This is a genomic window from Denitratisoma sp., from assembly GCA_032027165.1.
Classification (GTDB): domain Bacteria; phylum Pseudomonadota; class Gammaproteobacteria; order Burkholderiales; family Rhodocyclaceae; genus Desulfobacillus.
In genome coordinates, this window is sequence record JAVSMO010000001.1 from 2,553,171 (window position 1) to 2,571,899 (window position 18,729).

The window sequence follows — 18,729 nt, forward strand, 5'->3', positions numbered from 1 at the left end:
TCCGCAATCTTACCTTAATAGGGTCGCTTCTCGCCCTTGGGGCGCGTCTTGAAGCGCTTGTGCACCCAGTAGTACTGCTCCGGCATCTCGGCGATGCGCTGCTCGATCCAGGCATTCATGCGCAGCGTGTCGGCCTCGATGCTCTCGCCGGGATAGTCCGGCCACGGCTCGCCCAGCTCGACGACATAGCCCGCCTCGCCCGGCAGCATGCGCGTGATGCAGGGGATCACCGCGGCACCGGTCATGCGCGCCAGGCGCGACAGGCCGGTGATGGTCGCCGCCGGAACGTTGAAGAAGGGCACGAAGATGGTGTCGCGCTGGCCGTAGTCCATGTCCGGCAGGTAATAGAAGGGCTGCCCGGCCTTCATGCCGCGGATGGCCTGGCGCACGCCCTCCTGGCGCGACAGCAGTTTCGAATGGCCGAAGCGCAGGCGGCCCTTGTACAGCGCGGCATTGAAGTAGAAATTCTTCTGCTGGGCATAGATGCTCACCATGTCGAGTTCCAGGGTGAGCCGCGTCCAGCCCATGTCGAGGCCGACGAAATGCGGCACGAAGAGGATCACCGGCCTGCCCGCCAGGCCGCGCACCCGCTCCAGGCCGTCCACGCGCACCAGGCGGCGGATATCCTCCGGCGGCGACCACCACAGCAGGCCCCGTTCGAGGAAGCTGCGGCCGAAGGCACGGAAATGGGCGCGGGCGAGTTGCTCGCGTTCCGCCTCGGCCATCTGCGGATAGCACAGGCGCAGGTTGGTCAGCGCGATGTGGCGGCGCTCCCGGCCGAAGGCGAAGAGCAGGCCGCCGAACAGCTCGCCCATCGGCGCCAGCCGCTTCAGCGGCAGGAAATGCAGCAGCCAGATCAGCCCGAGGCCGATTCTCGTCAGCATGGCGGCGGCTCCGCGCCGCGCGGCGCCTTGTAGCGGTTGTAGCCCCAGAGGTATTGCTGCGGGCAGCTGCGGATGAGGTCTTCCAGCGCCCGGTTGATCGCCGCCACGCGCTCCGCCTGCGTGCCGGCGATCGGCTGCGTCGGCGCGGAAAAGCGCAGGTCGTAGCCACGGCCGCCCGGCAGGCGCTCGGCGTAGACCAGCAGCACCGTCGTCCGGCCTGTTTCGCTCAGGCGCGCCCCCAGGGTCATGGTGTAGGCCGGCCGGCCGAAGAAGTCCGCCCACTGGCCCTCGCCCATGCCCGGCACCTGGTCGGGCAGCATGCCCACCGCCTCGTGGCGCTTGAGCGCCTTCAGCAGCAGGCGCACGCCGGACAGGTCGGCCGGCGCCAGGTGGAGATGGGTGCCGCCGCCGCGTCCGCTTTCGATGAACGGCTGCAGCCAGGCCTGCTTCGGCCGGCGGTAGAGCACCGTGATCGGCGTGCGCACGGCAATGTACTGGGCGGTGATTTCGAAGCAGCCCAGATGGGGCGTGAAGAAAAGAAGGCCGTCGCCGCGCTGCAGGGCGGCCTCGACCAGTTCCCAGCCGGCGGCTTCCCTCACCAGGCCGAGCACCTCGGCTTTCGGCCGCGTCCACAAGTACGGCAGTTCCAGCACGCCGCGCCCGGCATGGGCCACCGCCGCCGGCAGGATGGCCGCGGCCTCGGCGGGGCCAAAGGCCAGCGCCAGGTTTTCCTTCGTGTGGCGCCGGTAGGTCGGCGAGGCGAGCCAGGCGGCCCAGCCGAACAGGGCGCCGAGGGCATGCAGCAGGCGGAGGGGAAGGCGGCCCAGCAGACGGAAAAGCAATGACATTCGACAAAATACCTTGGTTTGACCCGGCAAGGATCGAAAATTATAATTGCGTTTCCGCCGAGTTAATGGGACTTCACGAGTTCCCCAGGACAACTTGCAGGGCGGTTAACAAATTCTGCTAAAGCGTCACCTGCTCGTTTTCCCGGGGCCGGTAACGTCGGAGCACCGGGAATAACGCACCAGGAGAAGGACACATGTCCAGAGAGTTTCTTTTTTCGTCCGAATCGGTTTCCGAAGGCCATCCCGACAAGGTCGCCGACCAGATTTCCGATTCCGTCCTCGACGCCATCCTGGCCGTCGACAAGCACGGCCGCGTCGCCTGCGAGACGCTGGTATCCACCGGCCTCGTCGTGATCTCCGGCGAGATCACCACCACGGCGCACATCAACTACCGCGAGATCGCCCAGGAAACCATCAAGCGCATCGGCTACGACAACTCCGACATCGGCTTCGATTACAAGTCCTGCGCCGTGCTCGCCGCCATCAACCGCCAGTCGCCCGACATCGCCCAGGGCGTCAACGAAGGCCAGGGCCTCGACCTCGAGCAGGGCGCCGGCGACCAGGGCCTGATGTTCGGCTACGCCTGCAACGAGACGCCGCAGCTGATGCCGATGCCGATCTACTACGCCCACCGCATCATGCAGCGCCAGGCCGAGGTGCGCCGCGACGGCCGCCTGCCCTGGCTGCGGCCCGATGCCAAGAGCCAGCTGACGGTGAAATACGTCGACGACAAGCCGGTGTCCATCGACACCGTGGTGGTGTCCACCCAGCACGACCCCGACGTCTCCCACGCCCAGCTCTCCGAGTCGGTGATCGAGGAGATCATCAAGCCGGTGCTGCCCAAGGAGATGCTCCAGGGCAACGTGCGCTACCTGGTCAACCCGACCGGCCGCTTCGTCGTCGGCGGCCCGCACGGCGACTGCGGCCTCACCGGCCGCAAGATCATCGTCGACACCTACGGCGGCGCCGCCCACCACGGCGGCGGCGCCTTCTCCGGCAAGGATCCCTCGAAGGTCGACCGCTCGGCCGCCTACGCCTGCCGCTACGTCGCCAAGAACGTCGTCGCGGCGGGGCTGGCCGACCGCTGCGAGGTGCAGGTCGCCTACGCCATCGGCGTCGCCAAGCCGGTGTCGCTGATGGTGCACACCTACGGCACCGGCCGCATCGCCGAGGAAAAGATCGAGGAACTGATCCGCAAGCACTTCGACCTGCGGCCGAAGGGCATCATCCAGTCGCTCGACCTGCTGCGCCCGATCTACCTGAAGACCGCCGCCTACGGCCACTTCGGCCGCGACGAGCCGGAATTCAGCTGGGAAGCGCTGGACAAGGTGGCGGCGCTGAAGGCCGACGCCGGACTGTAATGCCCATTTCATGGAATGCAGAAGCCGCCTTCGGGCGGCTTCTTTTTTGCCCGCGCCGGGGTTTTGTCCAAGCCGGTACGGGCGTATAATGCGCCGCTTCCGAGGAGCGCTGCGAGGCGCCGCATCAGTCGGCCCCCAGGCTCGGTAATGTTTCAACGGCGCTCACCTCAACCCGTGCCGGGCACGGGATGGCAGGTGAGTGCGAAACCCCTCCCCCATCTCCCCCCCCGGCTGCTTTGACAAGGAGCCAAGCATGACCGCAACAGCCAAAGCCGTTTCCGGCTTTACCGACTACAAGGTCGCCGACATCGATCTGGCCGAATGGGGCCGCAAGGAAATCGCCATCGCCGAGACCGAGATGCCCGGCCTGATGGCCGTGCGCGAGGAATTCGCCGCCACCCAGCCGCTGCGCGGCGCCCGCATCACCGGCAGTCTGCACATGACCATCCAGACTGCGGTGCTGATCGAGACGCTGAAGGCGCTCGGCGCCGAGGTGCGCTGGGCCTCCTGCAACATCTTCTCGACGCAGGACCACGCCGCGGCGGCCATCGCCGCCAGCGGCACGCCGGTGTTCGCCTACAAGGGCGAGACGCTGGAGGAGTACTGGGACTACACCCACCGCATCTTCGAGTGGCCCGGCCACGAGACGGCCGGCAAGGGCGCCAACATGATCCTCGACGACGGCGGCGACGCCACGCTGCTCCTGATCCTCGGCGCCAAGGCCGAGCAGAACCCCTCGGTGATCGCCCACCCGACCAACGAGGAAGAGACGGCGCTGTTCGCCTCCATCAGGCAGCGCCTCGCCAAGCATCCCGGCTGGTATTCGAAGCAGCTCGCCGGCATCCAGGGCGTGACCGAGGAGACCACCACCGGCGTCAAGCGCCTCTACCAGATGGCCGCCGAGGGCAGCCTGCCCTTCCCGGCCATCAACGTTAACGACTCGGTGACGAAGTCGAAGTTCGACAACCTCTACGGCTGCCGCGAGTCGCTGGTGGACGGCATCAAGCGCGCCACCGACGTGATGGTCGCCGGCAAGGTGGCCGTGGTGGCCGGCTACGGCGACGTCGGCAAGGGCTGCGCGCAAAGCCTGCGCGGCCTCGGCGCCACGGTGTGGGTCACCGAGATCGACCCGATCTGCGCCCTGCAGGCGGCGATGGAAGGCTACCGCGTCGTCACCATGGACGAGGCCGCGGCGCACGCCGACATCTTCGTCACCGCCACCGGCAATCTGCGCGTGATCGACCACGAGCACATGAAGGCGATGCGCAACAACGCCATCGTCTGCAACATAGGCCACTTCGATTCCGAGATCGACATCGCCTCGCTGCGCCAGTACCGGTGGGAGAACATCAAGCCGCAGGTCGACCACGTCATCTTCCCCGACGGCAAGCGCATCATCGTGCTGGCGGAGGGCCGCCTGGTGAACCTCGGCTGCGCCACCGGCCATCCCTCCTTCGTCATGAGCAACTCCTTCACCAACCAGGTACTGGCGCAGATCGAACTGTTCACGCGCGGCGGCGAATACAAGAAGAATGTCTACGTGCTGCCGAAGCACCTCGACGAGAAGGTGGCGCGCCTGCACCTGAAGAAGATCGGCGCGCACCTGACCGAGCTCTCCGACGAGCAGGCCACTTACCTCGGCCTGGCCAAGGACGGCCCGTACAAGCCGGAGCATTACCGGTACTGAGATGGAAAGGACGCTTTCCTTCGAGTTCTTCCCGCCGCAGACGCCGGAAGGCATGGACAAGCTGCGCGCCGCGTGGCGCCAGCTTGCCCAGCTGAAGCCGGCCTTCTTCTCCTGCACCTTCGGCGCCGGCGGCTCCACCCGCGACCGCACGCTGGAAACGGTGCTGGAGATCCAGGCCGAGGGCCTGCCGGCGGCGCCGCACCTTTCCTGCATCGGCTCGACGCGGGAGAACGTGCGCGCCGTGCTGGCGCGCTACAGGGAAGCCGGCATCCGCCGCATCGTCGCCCTGCGCGGCGACCTGCCCTCGGGCATGGCCGACCCGGGCGAGTTCCGCTACGCCAACGAACTGGTGGAATTCATCCGGGCGGAGACCGGCGACTGGTTCCACGTCGAGGTAGCGGCCTATCCGGAGTACCACCCGCAGGCGAGGAGTCCGCGCGAGGACCTGCTCAACTTCAAACGCAAGGTGGACGCCGGCGCCGATTCGGCCATCACGCAGTACTTCTTCAATGCCGATGCCTACGCGCACTTCGTCGAGGCGGCACAGGCGCTGGGGGTCAGCGTGCCGATCGTGCCGGGCGTCATGCCGATCGCCAACTTCAGCAAGATCGCCCGCTTCTCGGACGCCTGCGGCGCGGAGATCCCGCGCTGGATGCGTAAAAAGTTCGAGAGCTTCGGCGACGACAGCGCGTCGGTGCGCTCCTTCGGTCTCGACGTGGTGACGGAGCTGTGCGAGCGGCTGCTGGCCAGCGGGGCGCCGGGCCTTCATTTCTACACGCTGAACCAGGCCGGCCTGACGTCGACGATCTGTCAGCGGCTCGGTTTGTAAAAGTCAGTCTCGGCAGTACGGCGCTAACCCTTCCTCACGCTTACCAGCAGCACGCCGGCGATCACCAGCCCCGCGCCGGCGAGCTGGCTGGGCGACATCGCCTCGCCGAGGATCGCCCAGCCGAGGAAGATGGTGATGACCGGCCCCAGCGTGCCGACCAGCGCCGCGGTCGGCGCGCCGATGCGGCGCAGCGCCTCGGCCTGCAGCCAGATCGGCAGCACGGTGGACACCAGGGCCAGGGCCAGGCCGTCGAGGTACGCGCGCGGCGGCACCGACAGCGCCGCGAGCGGGCGCGTCGCCGCGAAGTGGCCGAGCACGAACAGGCAGGCGAAGATCGAGGCGAAGGCCGACAGGCGCATCGCGCCGATGCGCGCCACGACGTGGCCCGAGCCCATCCAGAACAGCGCATAGCTCACCGCGCTGGCGAACACCCACAGGCTGCCGACAATCAGGTTGCGCGACGCGCCGGCAAAAGTCAGGTCGTGCGACACGGCGAGGCCGATGCCGGCGTAGCACAGCACCAGCGCGCCCCAGGCCGCCGGGCGAATCTTGTGGCCGAGGAACAGCGCCGAGAACAGCAGCACCAGCGTCGGGTAGGTGAACAGGATCAGCCGCTCGAGGCCGGCGCTGATGTACTGCAGGCCGAGGAAGTCGAACAGGCTCGACAGGTAGTAGCCGACAAGGCCCAGCGCCGCCAGCCACAGCCAGTCTCGCTGCGTCAGGCCGGCGGCGCCGCTGCGCCAGGCCATGACCAGGAACACCGGCAGCGCGAAGCCCATGCGCAGCGCCAGCAACGTCACGGCGTCGGCGCCGTGGGCGAGGCCGAGCTTGACGAAGATGGCCTTGAAGGAAAACGCGACGGCCGACAGCACCGCCAGCAGCAGGCCGGCATTGCCGGCGCCGAATGTCATCAGCGCCGGGTGCCGCCCAGTATCGAGCCGAGCACGCCGCGCACGATCTGCCGGCCCAGGTTGGAGCCGATGGCGCGGGCAGCGCTCGTCACCGCCGCCTCGGCCACCGACTGGCGGCGCCGGCCCGAGCCGCCGCCGAGCAGGTCGCCCAGCCCGCCGAGGAGGCCGCCACCGCCTGGCTGCTGCGGCGGCGCCTGGGGCGGCGGCGCGGCGGCGGCTTGCGCGGCGCGCGCCTTGAGGATCTCGTAGGCGGATTCGCGATCCACCGCTTTCTCGTAGACGCCGGCGACGAGGGAGTTCTGCATCAGCTGGCGACGCTGCGCATCGGTGATGGGGCCGATCTGGCCCTGCGGCGGCACGACAAAGGCGCGCTGGACCACGCCGGGACGGCCCTTCTCGTCGAGGCAGGAGACCAGCGCCTCGCCGACGCCGAGTTCGGTGATGGCGGCGACTTCGTCGAGGCTGGGGTTGTCGCGCATGGTCTCGGCGGCCGCCTTGACTGCCTTCTGGTCGCGCGCGGAGAAGGCGCGCAGGGCATGCTGCACGCGGTTACCGAGCTGGGAGAGCACCTTGTCCGGCACGTCGGCCGGGTTCTGCGTGACGAAATAGACGCCGACGCCCTTGGAGCGGATCAGCCGCACCACCTGCTCGATCTTGTCGACCAGCGCCGCCGGTGCGTCGGCGAACAGCAGGTGCGCCTCGTCGAAGAAGAACACCAGCTTCGGCTTGTCGAGGTCGCCCGCCTCGGGCAGGTTCTCGAACAGTTCGGAGAGCAGCCACAGGAGCAGGGTCGCGTACATCTTCGGCGCCTGCATCAGGCGGTCGGCGGAGAGGATGTTGATGATGCCGCGGCCGCGGTCGGTCTGGATGAGGTCGGCGATGTCGAGCATCGGTTCGCCGAAGAGCTGCTCGCCGCCCTGCGATTCGAGCGCGAGCAGGCCGCGCTGGATGGCGCCGATGGAGGCGGCGGAGACGTTGCCGTACTCGGTGGTGAACTGCTTGGCGTTTTCCCCGACGAAGGCGAGCATCGCGCGCAGGTCCTTGAGATCCAGCAGCAGGAGGCCGTTGTCGTCGGCCACCTTGAACACCAGGTTGAGCACGCCGCTTTGCGTTTCATTGAGCTCGAGCATGCGGCCGAGCAGCAGCGGCCCCATGTCGGAAACGGTGGCGCGCACCGGATGGCCGGACTCGCCGAACGGGTCCCACAGCGTGACGGGGTAGCCCCGGTGTTCGAAGCCTTCGAGTTTCAGCATCGCCACCCGCTCCTCCACCTTGGCGTTGCCGCCGCCGGGCTGCGAGACGCCCGAAAGGTCGCCCTTGACGTCCGACATGAAGCAGGGCACGCCGATGCCGGAGAAGTGCTCGGCCAGCGTCTGCAGGCTGACGGTCTTGCCGGTGCCGGTGGCGCCGGTGATGAGGCCGTGGCGGTTGGCCATCTGCGGCAGCAGGGCCAGATCGAGTTCGCCGGATTTCGCAATGACGAGCGGCGGGACCATCGGCAGGCTCTCCGTAAGTGTAAAATCGCATTTTATCAGCAGCGATTCGACGAGAGGTTCATCATGGCCGGCCACTCCAAATGGGCCAACATCCAGCATCGCAAGGGGCGCCAGGACGCCAAGCGCGGCAAGATCTTCACCAAGCTCATCAAGGAAATCACCGTCGCCGCCAAGATGGGCGGCGGCGACCCCAACGGCAACCCGCGCCTGCGCCTGGCCATCGACAAGGCCAAGGCGCAGAGCCTGCCCAAGGACACCATGGACAACGCCATCAAGCGCGGTACCGGCCAGCTCGAGGGCGTCACCTACGAGGAGATCCGCTACGAGGGCTACGGCATCGGCGGCGCCGCGGTGATGGTGGACTGCCTCACCGACAACAAGACGCGCACCGTGGCCGAGGTGCGCCACGCCTTCTCCAAGAACGGCGGCAACATGGGCGCGGAAGGCTCGGTGGCCTTCCAGTTCAAGCACTGCGGCCAGTTCGTCTTCGCCCCCGGCACCGGCGAGGACAAGGTGATGGAGGCGGCGCTGGAGGCCGGCGCCGAGGACGTGCTCGCCAACGAGGACGGCAGCGTCGAGGTGATCTGCGCCCCGCAGGACTTCCATGCCGTCAAGTCCGGACTGGAGGAGGCCGGCCTCCAGGCGGAAGTCGCCGACATCACCCTGAAGCCGCTCAACGAGACCGAACTCGCCGGCGAGGACGCCGCCAGGATGCAGAAGCTGCTCGACGCCCTCGACGCCCTCGACGACGTGCAGGAGGTCTACACGACTGCCGTCATGAACGAAGGCTGAGTCGTGGCCGGCGAGACGTCCGCCGCTTCGCCCATCCGCATCCTCGGCATCGACCCCGGTCTCAGGATCACGGGGTTCGGCATCATCGAGAAAACCGGCAGCCGGCTCGCCTACCTCAGCAGCGGCTGCGTGAAGACGCCCGAGGACGGCGGCCTGCCGCTGCGCCTGAAGACCATCCTCGACGGCCTGCGCGAGGTGATCGCCGTACATCAACCGCAGCAGGTCGCCGTCGAGATCGTCTTCGTGAACGTCAATCCGCAATCCACGCTGCTGCTCGGCCAGGCGCGCGGCGCCGCCATCTGCGCGGCGGTGGACGCCGCCCTGCCGGTGGCCGAATATACCGCCCTGCAGGTCAAGCAGTCAGTCGTCGGCAACGGCCATGCCGCCAAGGAACAGGTGCAGCACATGGTGCGGCGTCTGCTCGCCCTGCCGGGCGACCCCAGCCCGGATGCCGCCGATGCGCTGGCCTGCGCCATCTGCCACGCCCATGGCGGCCAGGGACTGGGCACCCTGTCCACCGCCGGCCTGAGCGTGCGCCGCGGCCGTCTGCGCTAGCTTTCGGAAATTACAGTCCTATTACCTTAGACATCATCCGAATGGATGATGCGCGCCGCCCCCGGATTCGGGTCTAATGCGCTTGCAGGAAAGTACTTCCTCCCCTGCAAGTTTTCACACACGCCGTCCGTGTGCCAAGCGCCCGCAAGGGCGCTTTTTTTTGCCCCCGCGGCTACAATGGCCCCCTTCCCATTCGGAGTTCGGCAATGATCGGCCGCCTCACCGGCATCCTCGTCGAAAAGAACCCGCCGCAAATCACGCTGGACGTGGCCGGCGTCGGCTACGAGGTCGATGTGCCCATGAGCACCTTCTACCACCTGCCCGCCAATGGCGAGAAGGTGACCCTGCATACCCACCTGGCGGTGCGCGAGGACGCGCACCAGCTCTTCGGCTTCGCCACGGAAGCCGAGCGCGCCGCCTTCCGCCAGCTGCTGAAAATTTCCGGCATCGGCGCGCGCACGGCACTGGCGGTGCTCTCCGGCCTCTCGGTGGCCGAGCTCTCCCAGGCGGTGGCGGCGCAGGAAGCCGGCCGCCTGACGAAAATCCCCGGCATCGGCAAGAAGACGGCGGAACGGCTGCTGCTGGAATTGCGCGACAGGATGAAAGGCATCGTCGCCGTCGCCCCGGCCGCGGCCGCCTCGCCCTCCGGCGACATCCTCAACGCCCTGCTCGCGCTCGGCTACAACGAGCGCGAGGCGCAGGCGGCATTGAAGGCCCTGCCCGCGGACGTGTCCGTCTCCGACGGCATCCGCCAGGCGCTGAAGTCGCTGTCCAAGGCCTGAACGGCGGATACGGATACAATCTCCACCGCATGGACAACAAACGACTCGCCCGCATCGCCCTCGTCACGCTGCTGGCGCTCGGCTGCTTCCTGATCCTGCAGCCCTTCATCGCCGCCATTCTGTTCGCCGCCATCGTCTGCGTCACCACCTGGCCCCTGCATGCCTGGCTGCTCGCCCGCCTGGGCGGCCGGCCGGCACTCGCCTCGGCGCTGACCACGCTGCTGCTGATGCTGGTGGTGCTGGTGCCGATGGTCTTTCTCGCCATCAGCCTGGCCGATGCGGTGCCGGCGCTGGTCGAGAAGCTGCGCGGGGTGGTCCAGCGCGCCGCCATGGGGCCGCCGGAGTGGCTGGGCAAGATTCCCTTCGTCGGCGGCCAGCTCGATGCCTACTGGCACAGCCTCGCCGAGAGCCGTGAGGAGTTCAACAAGCTGCTCAAGCAGCTCTACGACCCGGCGCGCACGGTGCTGCTGAAGACCGTCGCCCTGACCGGCGAGGGCTTGCTGCAGATCGTCCTGGTGCTGTTCATCGCCTTCTTCCTCTACCGCGACGGGCCGGCGCTGGGCAAGCGCCTCGAGGACAGCAGCAGCCGGCTGGGCGGCGAGCTGGGCGGGCAGATGCTGGCGCTGGCGCGCAGCACGGTGATGGGCGTCATGGTCGGCATCGTCGGCACCGCCGCCGCGCAATCCCTGGTGGCCCTGGTCGGCTTCCTCATCGCCGGCGTGCCGGGCGCCATGCTGCTCGCTGCGGCGATCTTCTTCCTCTCCATGATCCCGGTCGGCCCGCCGCTGATCTGGGGCGGCGCCGCCTTCTGGCTCTACGACCAGGGCCAGACCGGCTGGGCGATCTTCATGGCGGTCTACGGCTTGGCCGTCATCAGCAGCGTGGACAACTTCGTCAAGCCGCTGCTCATCAGCCGCACCGCCAGCCTGCCGATCCTGCTCATCGCCCTGGGCGTCTTCGGCGGCGTGCTCGCCTTCGGCTTCATCGGCATCTTCCTCGGTCCCGTCCTCCTGGCGCTCGGTCTCGTGCTGGCGGAAAAATGGACGACGGCCCCCTCGGCCTTCGCGGAGCGCGAATGATCGAGACCGACCGCCTGATCTCCGCCGCGCCCGAATCCTCTCAGGAAGCGCAGATCGAGCGCGCGCTGCGGCCGCGCAAGCTGGAGGAATACGTCGGCCAGCAGAAAATTCGCGACCAGCTCTCCATCTTCATCGAGGCGGCCAGGAAGCGCGGCGAGGCGCTCGACCACGTCCTGCTGTTCGGCCCGCCGGGCCTGGGCAAGACCACCCTGGCACACATCATCGCCCACGAGATGGGCGTGAACCTCCGCCACACCTCCGGCCCGGTGCTGGAGCGCGCCGGCGACCTCGCCGCCATCCTGACCAACCTCGAGCCGCACGATGTCCTCTTCATCGACGAGATCCATCGCCTCTCGCCGGTGGTGGAGGAAATCCTCTACCCGGCACTGGAGGACTTCCAGATCGACATCATGATCGGCGAGGGACCGGCGGCGCGCTCGGTCAAGCTCGACCTGCCGCCGTTCACCCTGGTCGGCGCCACCACCCGCGCCGGCATGCTGACCAACCCGCTGCGCGACCGCTTCGGCATCGTCTCGCGCCTGGAGTTCTACACGCCGGAGGAGCTGGCCCGCATCGTCACGCGCTCGGCGCAACTGCTCAACGTCGAGATCGCCGCGGAAGGCGCCTTCGAGATCGCCCGCCGCGCCCGCGGCACGCCGCGCATCGCCAACCGCCTGCTGCGCCGCGTGCGCGACTTCGCCGAAGTGAAGGCCGAGGGCGCCATCACGCAAAAGGTCGCCGACGCGGCGCTGACCATGCTCGACGTCGACCACGTCGGCCTCGACATCATGGACCGCAAGCTGCTCGGCGCCGTGCTGGAGAAGTTCGCCGGCGGTCCGGTCGGCCTCGACAACCTGGCGGCCGCCATCGGCGAGGCACGCGACACCATCGAGGACGTGCTCGAGCCCTACCTGATCCAGCAGGGCTATCTGCAGCGCACGCCGCGCGGCCGCATGGCCACTGTCGCCACCTGGCGACACTTCGGCCTGGCCGCGCCCGGCCAGAACGGCAGCGGCGAACTCTGGGGCCAGTAACCCCTTTTCATTTCCGTCGGCGTTTACCGGGCATGAGCCACCCTCTGGGGTAAAATGCCGCCATGCCGCCTGTCAGCCAATCAGCGCCCGGACCGTTCACCTTTCCGGTGCGCGTGTATTACGAGGACACCGACACGGCCGGAGTCGTGTACTACGCAAATTACCTGCGCTACCTCGAACGTGGGCGCACCGAATGGCTGCGGGCGCTGGGCGTCGAGCAGTTGCGCCTGTCACAAGAGGCCGGTCTCGTCTTCGCTGTGCGCTCGCTCAACATCGAGTACCTCAAGCCAGCGCGCCTGGACGACCAACTCGCCGTGCTGACGGAACTGACTTTGGCCGGCCGCGCCCAGGTCACGCTCAAGCAATGGATTGAACGCGGCGGCGAGACCCTGGTCGAAGCCACCGTGCGCGTCGCCTGCCTGGACGCGAAGAAAATGAAGCCGGCCGCCCTGCCGGAAGTAATCAGAAGAAAGATGGGAGCGCAATGAACGTCACCACCGACCTGTCCATCATTTCCCTCATCGCCAACGCCAGCGTGCTCGTCAAGGGCGTCATGCTGCTGCTGGCGGCGGTGTCCTTCATGTCCTGGTACTGGATCTTCCGCAAGTGGTTCGCCATCCGCGACGCGCGCGCCAAGACCGACCAGTTCGAGCGCGACTTCTGGAGCGGCGGCGACCTCAACGCCCTTTTCCAGAGCGCGGTGAACGACCGCCACAGCGCCGGCGCCCTCGAACGCATCTTCGAGGCCGGCTATCGCGAATTCACCAAGCTGCGCGGGCAGAAGTCGCTCGATCCGGCCAGCATCGTGGACGGTTCGCGCCGCGCCATGCGCGCTACCTACCAGCGCGAGATGGACCACCTCGAGGCGCACCTCGCCTTCCTCGCCTCGGTCGGCTCGGTCAGCCCCTACGTCGGCCTGTTCGGCACGGTGTGGGGCATCATGAACGCCTTTCGCGGCCTGGCCAACGTCAGTTCCGCCACGCTGGCGCACGTCGCCCCCGGCATCGCCGAGGCGCTGGTCGCCACCGCCATCGGCCTCTTCGCCGCGATTCCGGCGGTCGTCGCGTACAACCGCTTCGCCCACGACATCGACCGCGTCAGCATCCGCTTCGAGAGCTTCATGGAGGAGTTCTCGAACATTCTTCAAAGGCAGTTGAGATGAGAAGGCGCGAAGCCGCTCAGGGGGAACGCCCATGAGGCAGCGCCGCCTCATGAACCAGATCAACGTCGTGCCCTACATCGACGTGATGCTGGTGCTGCTCGTCATCTTCATGGTGACGGCGCCGCTGATCCAGGTGGCCTCGGTTGACGTGCCGACGGTGGGCAAGGCCGCCCAGGCGCCGGCCGACCCCATCCAGGTGATCGTCAAGGCCGACCAGACGCTGGCCTTCCGTGCCACGCCGAACGCCACGCCGCGCGACGTCTCACGCGACGAGCTGCTGCGCCTGGTGGCGGAAGCCCAGAAGAAGAATCCTCAGCAGCCGGTGGTCGTCGCCGGCGACAAAAGCGTCCGCTACGAGGCCGTCATGCAGGTGATGGACGATCTGCAGAAGCAGCAGGTCGCCCGCGTCGGGCTATTGGTGCAGCAGGGCAAATGAACGCGGTTTTTTTCGAGGACAGGGAAGACCCCGGCAAGAAGGCCTCGGCGGCGCTGGCCGCCGCCGTGCATGTCGCGCTGATCGTCCTGCTGGTCTACGGCGTCCGCTGGCAGACGCGCTCGCCGGAGGCGATCGAGGTGGAACTGGTGCGCGCCATTCCGGCACCTGCCGCCGTCGCGCCGCCGGAACCCGAGCCGGCGCCGCCGCCGAAGATCGAGCCAAAACCGGAACCCAGGCCCGAGCCGAAACCCGAGGCGCCGGCCAAGCCGGACATCGCCCTCAAGGAAAAGGAGAAGCCGAAGCCGAAGCCGGAGCCCAAGCCCGTGCCGAAGGCCGAACCGAAGCCCCGCAAGGTCGACCCCCTGCTGGACAGGGAGCTCAAAGACCTTGAGGCGCAGCGAAAAAAGCAGATGGCCGCACGCGAACTGGAACAGCTCAAGTCGGATCAGGCCGCGGTTGCGCGCAGCAAGGCGACGGCCGACTACATCGGCAAGATCAAGGGCAAGATCAAGGGCAACATCGTGCTGCCGCCCGACATCAGGGGGAACCCCGAGGCGATCTTCGATGTCGTACAGCTTCCGAGCGGCGAGATCCTCAGCGTCAAACTGAAAAAATCCAGCGGCCATGCCGCTTACGACAATGCCATCGAGCGCGCCATCCTCAAGTCGAGCCCGCTGCCGAAGCCCGCGCAGGGCGACCTCTTCAGCCGCAGTCTGGAACTGAAATTCCGGCCGCTGGAGGAAGAATGAGCGCGCAGTTTCAGGCAGGCCGGCCGTGCGCAGACAGGCCAGGCGTGGCAGCCGTAGCGAAAATGTATAATTTCACGATTATTCTGCCGGACTAGCGATGATGACCGTCTTCACCCGCGCCGCATTTGCCCTTGTCGTATTCGCGCTGTCCTTCGCCGCGCGCGCCCAGCTCACCATCGAGATCACCGGCGCCGGCGCCAACCGCATCCCCGTCGCCATCGCCGACTTCGCCGGCGAGCCGGGCGTCGCCCGCGCCGTCGCCATGGTGGTGCGTGCCGACCTCGAGCGCAGCGGCCTGTTCAAGCTGGTCGAGGCCGGCACCCCCCTGACCGAGAATGCCGCGGTCAATTTCGCCGACTGGAAGGCACGCGGCGCCGACGCCCTCGTCGTCGGCAGCGTTCAGCCTGCCGCCAACGGCCGCTTCGAGGTGCGCTTCCGCCTGCATGACGTGCAGAAGCAGGCTTCCCTCGGCGGCCTCGCCTACCTGATGACGGCCCAGCAGGGGCGCACCACCGGCCACCGCATCGCCGATTACGTCTACGAGAAGCTGCTCGGCGAGCCGGGCATCTTCTCGACCCGCATCGCCTACGTCGTGAAGAGCGCCGGCCGTTTCGAGCTGCAGATTGCCGATGCCGACGGCATGAACGCCCAGACCGCGCTGGCCTCGCGCGAACCGATCATCTCGCCGGCCTGGTCCCCCGACGGCAGCCGCCTCGCCTACGTCTCCTTCGAGTCGAAGAAGCCGGTGGTCTACGTGCACTCGCTCGCCACCGGCAAGCGTCACGTCGCCGCCAACTTCAAGGGCTCCAACTCGGCGCCGGCCTGGTCCCCCGACGGCGGCAAGCTGGCCGTGGTGCTGACCAAGGATGGCGGTTCGCAGCTGTATTCCCTGAATGCCGACGGCAGCGGCGTGGTGCGCCTGGCCTCCTCGAGCGGCATCGATACCGAACCCTTCTTCTCGCCCGACGGCCAGTTCATCTATTTCACCTCGGATCGCGGCGGCAGCCCGCAGGCCTACCGCGTGCCGGCCAGCGGCGGTGCCGCCCAGCGCATCACCTTCGAGGGCAGCTACAACGTCACGCCGCGCCTGTCGCCGGACGGCAAGAGCATGGCCTTCGTCACGCGCAACGGCGGGCGCTTCCAGCTCGCCCTGATGGATCTCGCCACGCGCCAGACGCAGGTCCTCACCGATTCCGACAAGGACGAGTCGCCCAGCTTCGCGCCCAACGGCCGCATGATCCTCTACGCCTCCGAGATCGGCGGGCGCGGCGTGCTCGCGGCCGTTTCCAGCGACGGGCGCGTCAAGCAGAAGCTTTCGGTCCAGGCAGGCGACGTCCGCGAACCGGCCTGGGGCCCTTTTTTGAAACATTGATTGCCTAGTGGAGATGACGATGCGCAAAAAACTGATGATTATCCTGGGCGCCGCCCTGATCGCCGGCTGCGGCACCACCGGCGGGCCGGAACAGCCCGGCGCGGATGTGGAAGACCGCAGCGCGAAAAGAATCGACGGTGCCCAGGTCAAGCCGGTGACGGCCGACGACCAGATGGGCACGGCACTGGCCGCCACCCGGCAGGGCGAGCTGGCCAAGCGCAGCGTGTACTTCGACTATGACAGCTACGTCATCAAGGACGAGTTCAAGTCGCTGGTCGAGGCGCACGCCAGGTTCCTCGTCGCCAACCCGAAGGTGAAGATGCTCATCCAGGGCAATGCCGACGAGCGCGGCAGCCGCGAGTACAACCTGGCGCTCGGCCAGAAACGCGCCGAAGCACTGAAGAAGATGCTCACCCTGCTCGGCGCCCGCGAGGAGCAGGTCGAGGCCGTCAGCCTGGGCGAGGAAAAGCCGCGCTGCAGCGAGGCGAACGAGGCCTGCTGGTCGCAGAACCGCCGCGACGACATGCTCTACACCGGCGAGTTCTGAGCAATGCGCATCCGACGCCTGCTGCCCCTGCTGGTCCTCGTGGCCGCCTTGCCGGCGCGCGGCGCCCTCTTCGACGACGAAGAGGCGCGCAAGCGCGTCGAGGCGCTGCGCGCGGAAGTCTCCGCCAGGATGGAGAAACTGGAAGCAGCTTCGCGCGGACAAATCGAACTGGCCAACCAGATCGAGGCGCTCAAGGCGGAGGTGGCCAAGCTGCGCGGCCAGGTCGAAGTGCTGACCTACGAGATTGAGTCGGCGCAGAAGCGGCAGAAGGACTTCTACGTCGATCTCGACAACCGGCTGCGCAAGCTGGAGCCGCAGGCCGGCGCCGAGGGCAAGCCCGCCGAAGCCAGGCCGGCGGCCGACCCGGCGGCGGAAACGCGCGACTACGAAGCCGCACTGAATCTCTTCAAGGCCGGCAAGCACAAGGACGCGCTGGCTGCTTTCCTCGCCTTCATCAAGGCCTATCCGGCCAGTCCCTTCCTGCCCTCGGCGCACTACTGGGCCGGCAGCGCGCACTATCAGCTCGGCGAGTACAAGAAGGCCATGGAGCTCTTCGGAAGGCTGGCTGCCACCTGGCCGGACGACGCCAAGGCACCGGATGCGCTGCTCGGACAGGCGAACTGCCAGCAGGAATCCGGCGACGCCAGGGGGGCGCGCAAGACGCTGGAAGCCCTTGTCGCCAAGTACCCCGCCAGCGCCGCTGCCACGGTCGCCAAGCAGCGCCTCGCGAAGAGGCGATAGGCGCAAGCCGCGTTCGGCCGGGACATTGTTCCCACGATCCCCGCCCCCGCAGCGTGACCGACCATTCCGCCAAGCTGCGCGTCAGCGAAATTTTCCATTCCCTGCAGGGCGAGAGCACCCGCGCCGGCCTGCCGACGGTATTCGTGCGGCTGACCGGATGTCCGCTGCGCTGTACCTGGTGCGACACCGACTACGCCTTCAGCGGCGGCGAAACCATGACGCTCGGCGACGTGCTGATCGAGGTGGCCAGGCACGGTGCCCGCCAGGTCTGCGTCACCGGCGGCGAACCGCTGGCGCAGAAGGCCTGCCTGGCCCTGCTCGCCGCGCTGTGCGATGCCGGCTACTCGGTCTCCCTGGAAACCAGTGGCGCGCTGGACATCGCCGCCGTCGATCCGCGCGTCTCGCGCATCATGGACCTCAAGGCACCGGCCTCCGGCGAGGCCGACAAGAACCACTGGGAGAACCTGGCCCGGCTCACCGAGCGCGACGAGCTGAAGATCGTGCTGGCCGACGAGGCGGACTACGCATGGGCGCGCCAAACGATCCGCGAACGCAATCTGGAGGCGATCTGCCCGGTGCTGCTCTCGCCGGTGGCGGGGAAACTCGATCCGAAGCAGCTCGCCGAATGGGTGTTGCGCGACCGCCTCCCGGTACGCGTGCAATTGCAACTGCACAAGCTCATCTGGGGGGCGGAGAGAGGGCGATGAACGGATGACGGACAAGGAAAAGCGTGCAGTAGTGCTGCTCTCCGGCGGTCTCGATTCCGCCACTACCCTGGCCATCGCCCGCAGCGAGGGCTATGCCTGCCACGCCCTGTCGGTGGCCTACGGCCAGCGCCATGCGGCGGAGCTGGCCGCGGCTGCCAACATCGCCGCGGCACTGTGCGCACGCGAACACCGTGTGGTCGATGTCGATCTCGGCCAATTCGGCGGCTCGGCGCTCACCGACCGCAATATCGACGTGCCGATGCACGGCGTCCAGCCGGGCATTCCTGCCACCTACGTCCCGGCGCGCAACACCGTCATGCTGTCGCTGTCGCTGGCCTGGGCCGAAGTGCTGGGTGCCCGCGACATCTTCGTCGGCGTGAACGCTGTCGACTACTCGGGCTACCCGGACTGCCGCCCCGAATACATCGCCGCCTTCGAAGCCATGGCCAACCTCGCGACCAAGGCAGCCGTCGAAGGCGCGCGGCTTTCCATCCACGCCCCCCTCATGGCCCTGTCGAAGGCCGAGATCATCCGCCGCGGCAGCAGCCTCGGCGTTGACTACGGCCTCACCGTCTCCTGCTACCAGGCCGATGCTTCGGGGGCGGCCTGCGGCCTGTGCGACTCCTGTCGCCTGCGGCGTGCCGGCTTCGAGGCGGCCGGGTTGCCCGATCCAACCCGCTACATGACTGCTTGAGGGCTGAAATTCACGCTGGTTATATGCAGTGAAACAAGACTAATCCACTGCGACGGCTGTTTC

General features: G+C 67.6%; 21 protein-coding genes and 1 riboswitch. Of the genes, 17 read left to right on the forward strand and 4 right to left on the reverse strand.

Translation table 11 applies throughout. The annotated features are described in order from the left end of the window. Window positions 1-14: 14 nt before the first annotated feature. Entirely contained in the window at window positions 15-884 is an 870-nt protein-coding gene (locus ROZ00_12400; protein ID MDT3737019.1) for a lipid A biosynthesis acyltransferase, read from the reverse strand. After that, window positions 878-1,732, reverse strand: a complete 855-nt coding sequence (locus ROZ00_12405) for a lysophospholipid acyltransferase family protein (protein MDT3737020.1) — start codon at window positions 1,730-1,732, stop codon at window positions 878-880. Before ROZ00_12405 ends, ROZ00_12400 begins: the two co-directional genes overlap by 7 nt. A 194-nt stretch (window positions 1,733-1,926) precedes the next feature. Between ROZ00_12405 and metK the strand changes: the two genes are divergently transcribed. The 3 genes from metK to metF all read left to right on the forward strand — a co-directional run bounded on the left by metK (window position 1,927) and on the right by metF (window position 5,609). Continuing rightward, window positions 1,927-3,093, forward strand: coding sequence for a methionine adenosyltransferase (gene metK / locus ROZ00_12410; protein ID MDT3737021.1), 1,167 nt, complete (start codon window positions 1,927-1,929; stop codon window positions 3,091-3,093). A 95-nt stretch (window positions 3,094-3,188) separates the two neighbouring features. Continuing rightward, window positions 3,189-3,264, forward strand: a riboswitch (S-adenosyl-L-homocysteine riboswitch). Between the two features lie 82 nt (window positions 3,265-3,346). After that, the gene (gene ahcY / locus ROZ00_12415; GenBank protein MDT3737022.1) at window positions 3,347-4,780 is read left to right on the forward strand and encodes an adenosylhomocysteinase; all 1,434 of its coding nucleotides are present in this window, start codon (window positions 3,347-3,349) and stop codon (window positions 4,778-4,780) included. A 1-nt stretch (window position 4,781) separates the two neighbouring features. Continuing rightward, complete coding sequence (gene metF, locus ROZ00_12420; GenBank protein ID MDT3737023.1) at window positions 4,782-5,609, forward strand: methylenetetrahydrofolate reductase [NAD(P)H]; 828 nt, start codon at window positions 4,782-4,784, stop codon at window positions 5,607-5,609. A gap of 23 nt (window positions 5,610-5,632) precedes the next feature. Here the strand turns inward: metF and ROZ00_12425 are convergent, their stop codons facing one another. Together ROZ00_12425 and ROZ00_12430 are read right to left on the reverse strand one after the other, a co-directional pair. Then, the gene (locus tag ROZ00_12425; protein MDT3737024.1) at window positions 5,633-6,520 is read right to left on the reverse strand and encodes a DMT family transporter; all 888 of its coding nucleotides are present in this window, start codon (window positions 6,518-6,520) and stop codon (window positions 5,633-5,635) included. Beyond that, window positions 6,520-8,016 carry a DUF853 family protein gene (locus tag ROZ00_12430; GenBank protein MDT3737025.1) on the reverse strand — a complete coding sequence of 499 codons (1,497 nt, stop codon included), beginning with the start codon at window positions 8,014-8,016 and terminating at the stop codon, window positions 6,520-6,522. The genes ROZ00_12425 and ROZ00_12430 overlap by 1 nt, the downstream gene beginning before the upstream one ends. 63 nt (window positions 8,017-8,079) lie before the next feature. Here ROZ00_12430 and ROZ00_12435 point away from each other — a divergent pair, with 63 nt between their 5' ends. The 14 genes from ROZ00_12435 (at window position 8,080) to queC (ending at window position 18,666) form a co-directional block, all read left to right on the forward strand. Next, a complete protein-coding gene (locus ROZ00_12435) occupies window positions 8,080-8,808 on the forward strand; it encodes a YebC/PmpR family DNA-binding transcriptional regulator (protein MDT3737026.1) in 729 nt (242 codons plus the stop codon). Window positions 8,809-8,841: 33 nt separating this feature from the next. Next, on the forward strand, window positions 8,842-9,363 hold the full coding sequence (ruvC, locus tag ROZ00_12440) for a crossover junction endodeoxyribonuclease RuvC (GenBank protein MDT3737027.1): 522 nt from the start codon (window positions 8,842-8,844) through the stop codon (window positions 9,361-9,363). Between the two features lie 206 nt (window positions 9,364-9,569). Then, entirely contained in the window at window positions 9,570-10,145 is a 576-nt protein-coding gene (gene ruvA / locus ROZ00_12445) for a Holliday junction branch migration protein RuvA (GenBank protein MDT3737028.1), read from the forward strand. 29 nt (window positions 10,146-10,174) lie between these two features. Further along, window positions 10,175-11,224, forward strand: a complete 1,050-nt coding sequence (locus ROZ00_12450) for an AI-2E family transporter (protein ID MDT3737029.1) — start codon at window positions 10,175-10,177, stop codon at window positions 11,222-11,224. Continuing rightward, a complete protein-coding gene (ruvB, locus tag ROZ00_12455; protein ID MDT3737030.1) occupies window positions 11,221-12,258 on the forward strand; it encodes a Holliday junction branch migration DNA helicase RuvB in 1,038 nt (345 codons plus the stop codon). Before ROZ00_12450 ends, ruvB begins: the two co-directional genes overlap by 4 nt. A gap of 62 nt (window positions 12,259-12,320) precedes the next feature. After that, on the forward strand, window positions 12,321-12,746 hold the full coding sequence (ybgC, locus tag ROZ00_12460) for a tol-pal system-associated acyl-CoA thioesterase (GenBank protein ID MDT3737031.1): 426 nt from the start codon (window positions 12,321-12,323) through the stop codon (window positions 12,744-12,746). Then, a complete protein-coding gene (gene tolQ / locus ROZ00_12465) occupies window positions 12,743-13,420 on the forward strand; it encodes a protein TolQ (protein ID MDT3737032.1) in 678 nt (225 codons plus the stop codon). The genes ybgC and tolQ overlap by 4 nt, the downstream gene beginning before the upstream one ends. A 31-nt stretch (window positions 13,421-13,451) precedes the next feature. After that, window positions 13,452-13,856, forward strand: coding sequence for a protein TolR (tolR, locus tag ROZ00_12470; protein ID MDT3737033.1), 405 nt, complete (start codon window positions 13,452-13,454; stop codon window positions 13,854-13,856). Further along, complete coding sequence (locus ROZ00_12475; GenBank protein ID MDT3737034.1) at window positions 13,853-14,605, forward strand: energy transducer TonB; 753 nt, start codon at window positions 13,853-13,855, stop codon at window positions 14,603-14,605. The genes tolR and ROZ00_12475 overlap by 4 nt, the downstream gene beginning before the upstream one ends. A gap of 97 nt (window positions 14,606-14,702) precedes the next feature. Continuing rightward, a complete protein-coding gene (gene tolB, locus ROZ00_12480; protein ID MDT3737035.1) occupies window positions 14,703-15,977 on the forward strand; it encodes a Tol-Pal system beta propeller repeat protein TolB in 1,275 nt (424 codons plus the stop codon). A 19-nt stretch (window positions 15,978-15,996) separates the two neighbouring features. Then, window positions 15,997-16,524: a peptidoglycan-associated lipoprotein Pal gene (gene pal, locus ROZ00_12485; protein ID MDT3737036.1), complete on the forward strand. Its 528-nt coding sequence runs from the start codon at window positions 15,997-15,999 to the stop codon at window positions 16,522-16,524. A gap of 3 nt (window positions 16,525-16,527) precedes the next feature. Continuing rightward, window positions 16,528-17,265, forward strand: a complete 738-nt coding sequence (gene ybgF, locus ROZ00_12490) for a tol-pal system protein YbgF (GenBank protein ID MDT3737037.1) — start codon at window positions 16,528-16,530, stop codon at window positions 17,263-17,265. Window positions 17,266-17,318: 53 nt separating this feature from the next. Beyond that, a complete protein-coding gene (gene queE / locus ROZ00_12495) occupies window positions 17,319-17,972 on the forward strand; it encodes a 7-carboxy-7-deazaguanine synthase QueE (protein MDT3737038.1) in 654 nt (217 codons plus the stop codon). A 4-nt stretch (window positions 17,973-17,976) separates the two neighbouring features. Continuing rightward, window positions 17,977-18,666, forward strand: a complete 690-nt coding sequence (queC, locus tag ROZ00_12500; protein ID MDT3737039.1) for a 7-cyano-7-deazaguanine synthase QueC — start codon at window positions 17,977-17,979, stop codon at window positions 18,664-18,666. Window positions 18,667-18,729 lie beyond the last annotated feature (63 nt).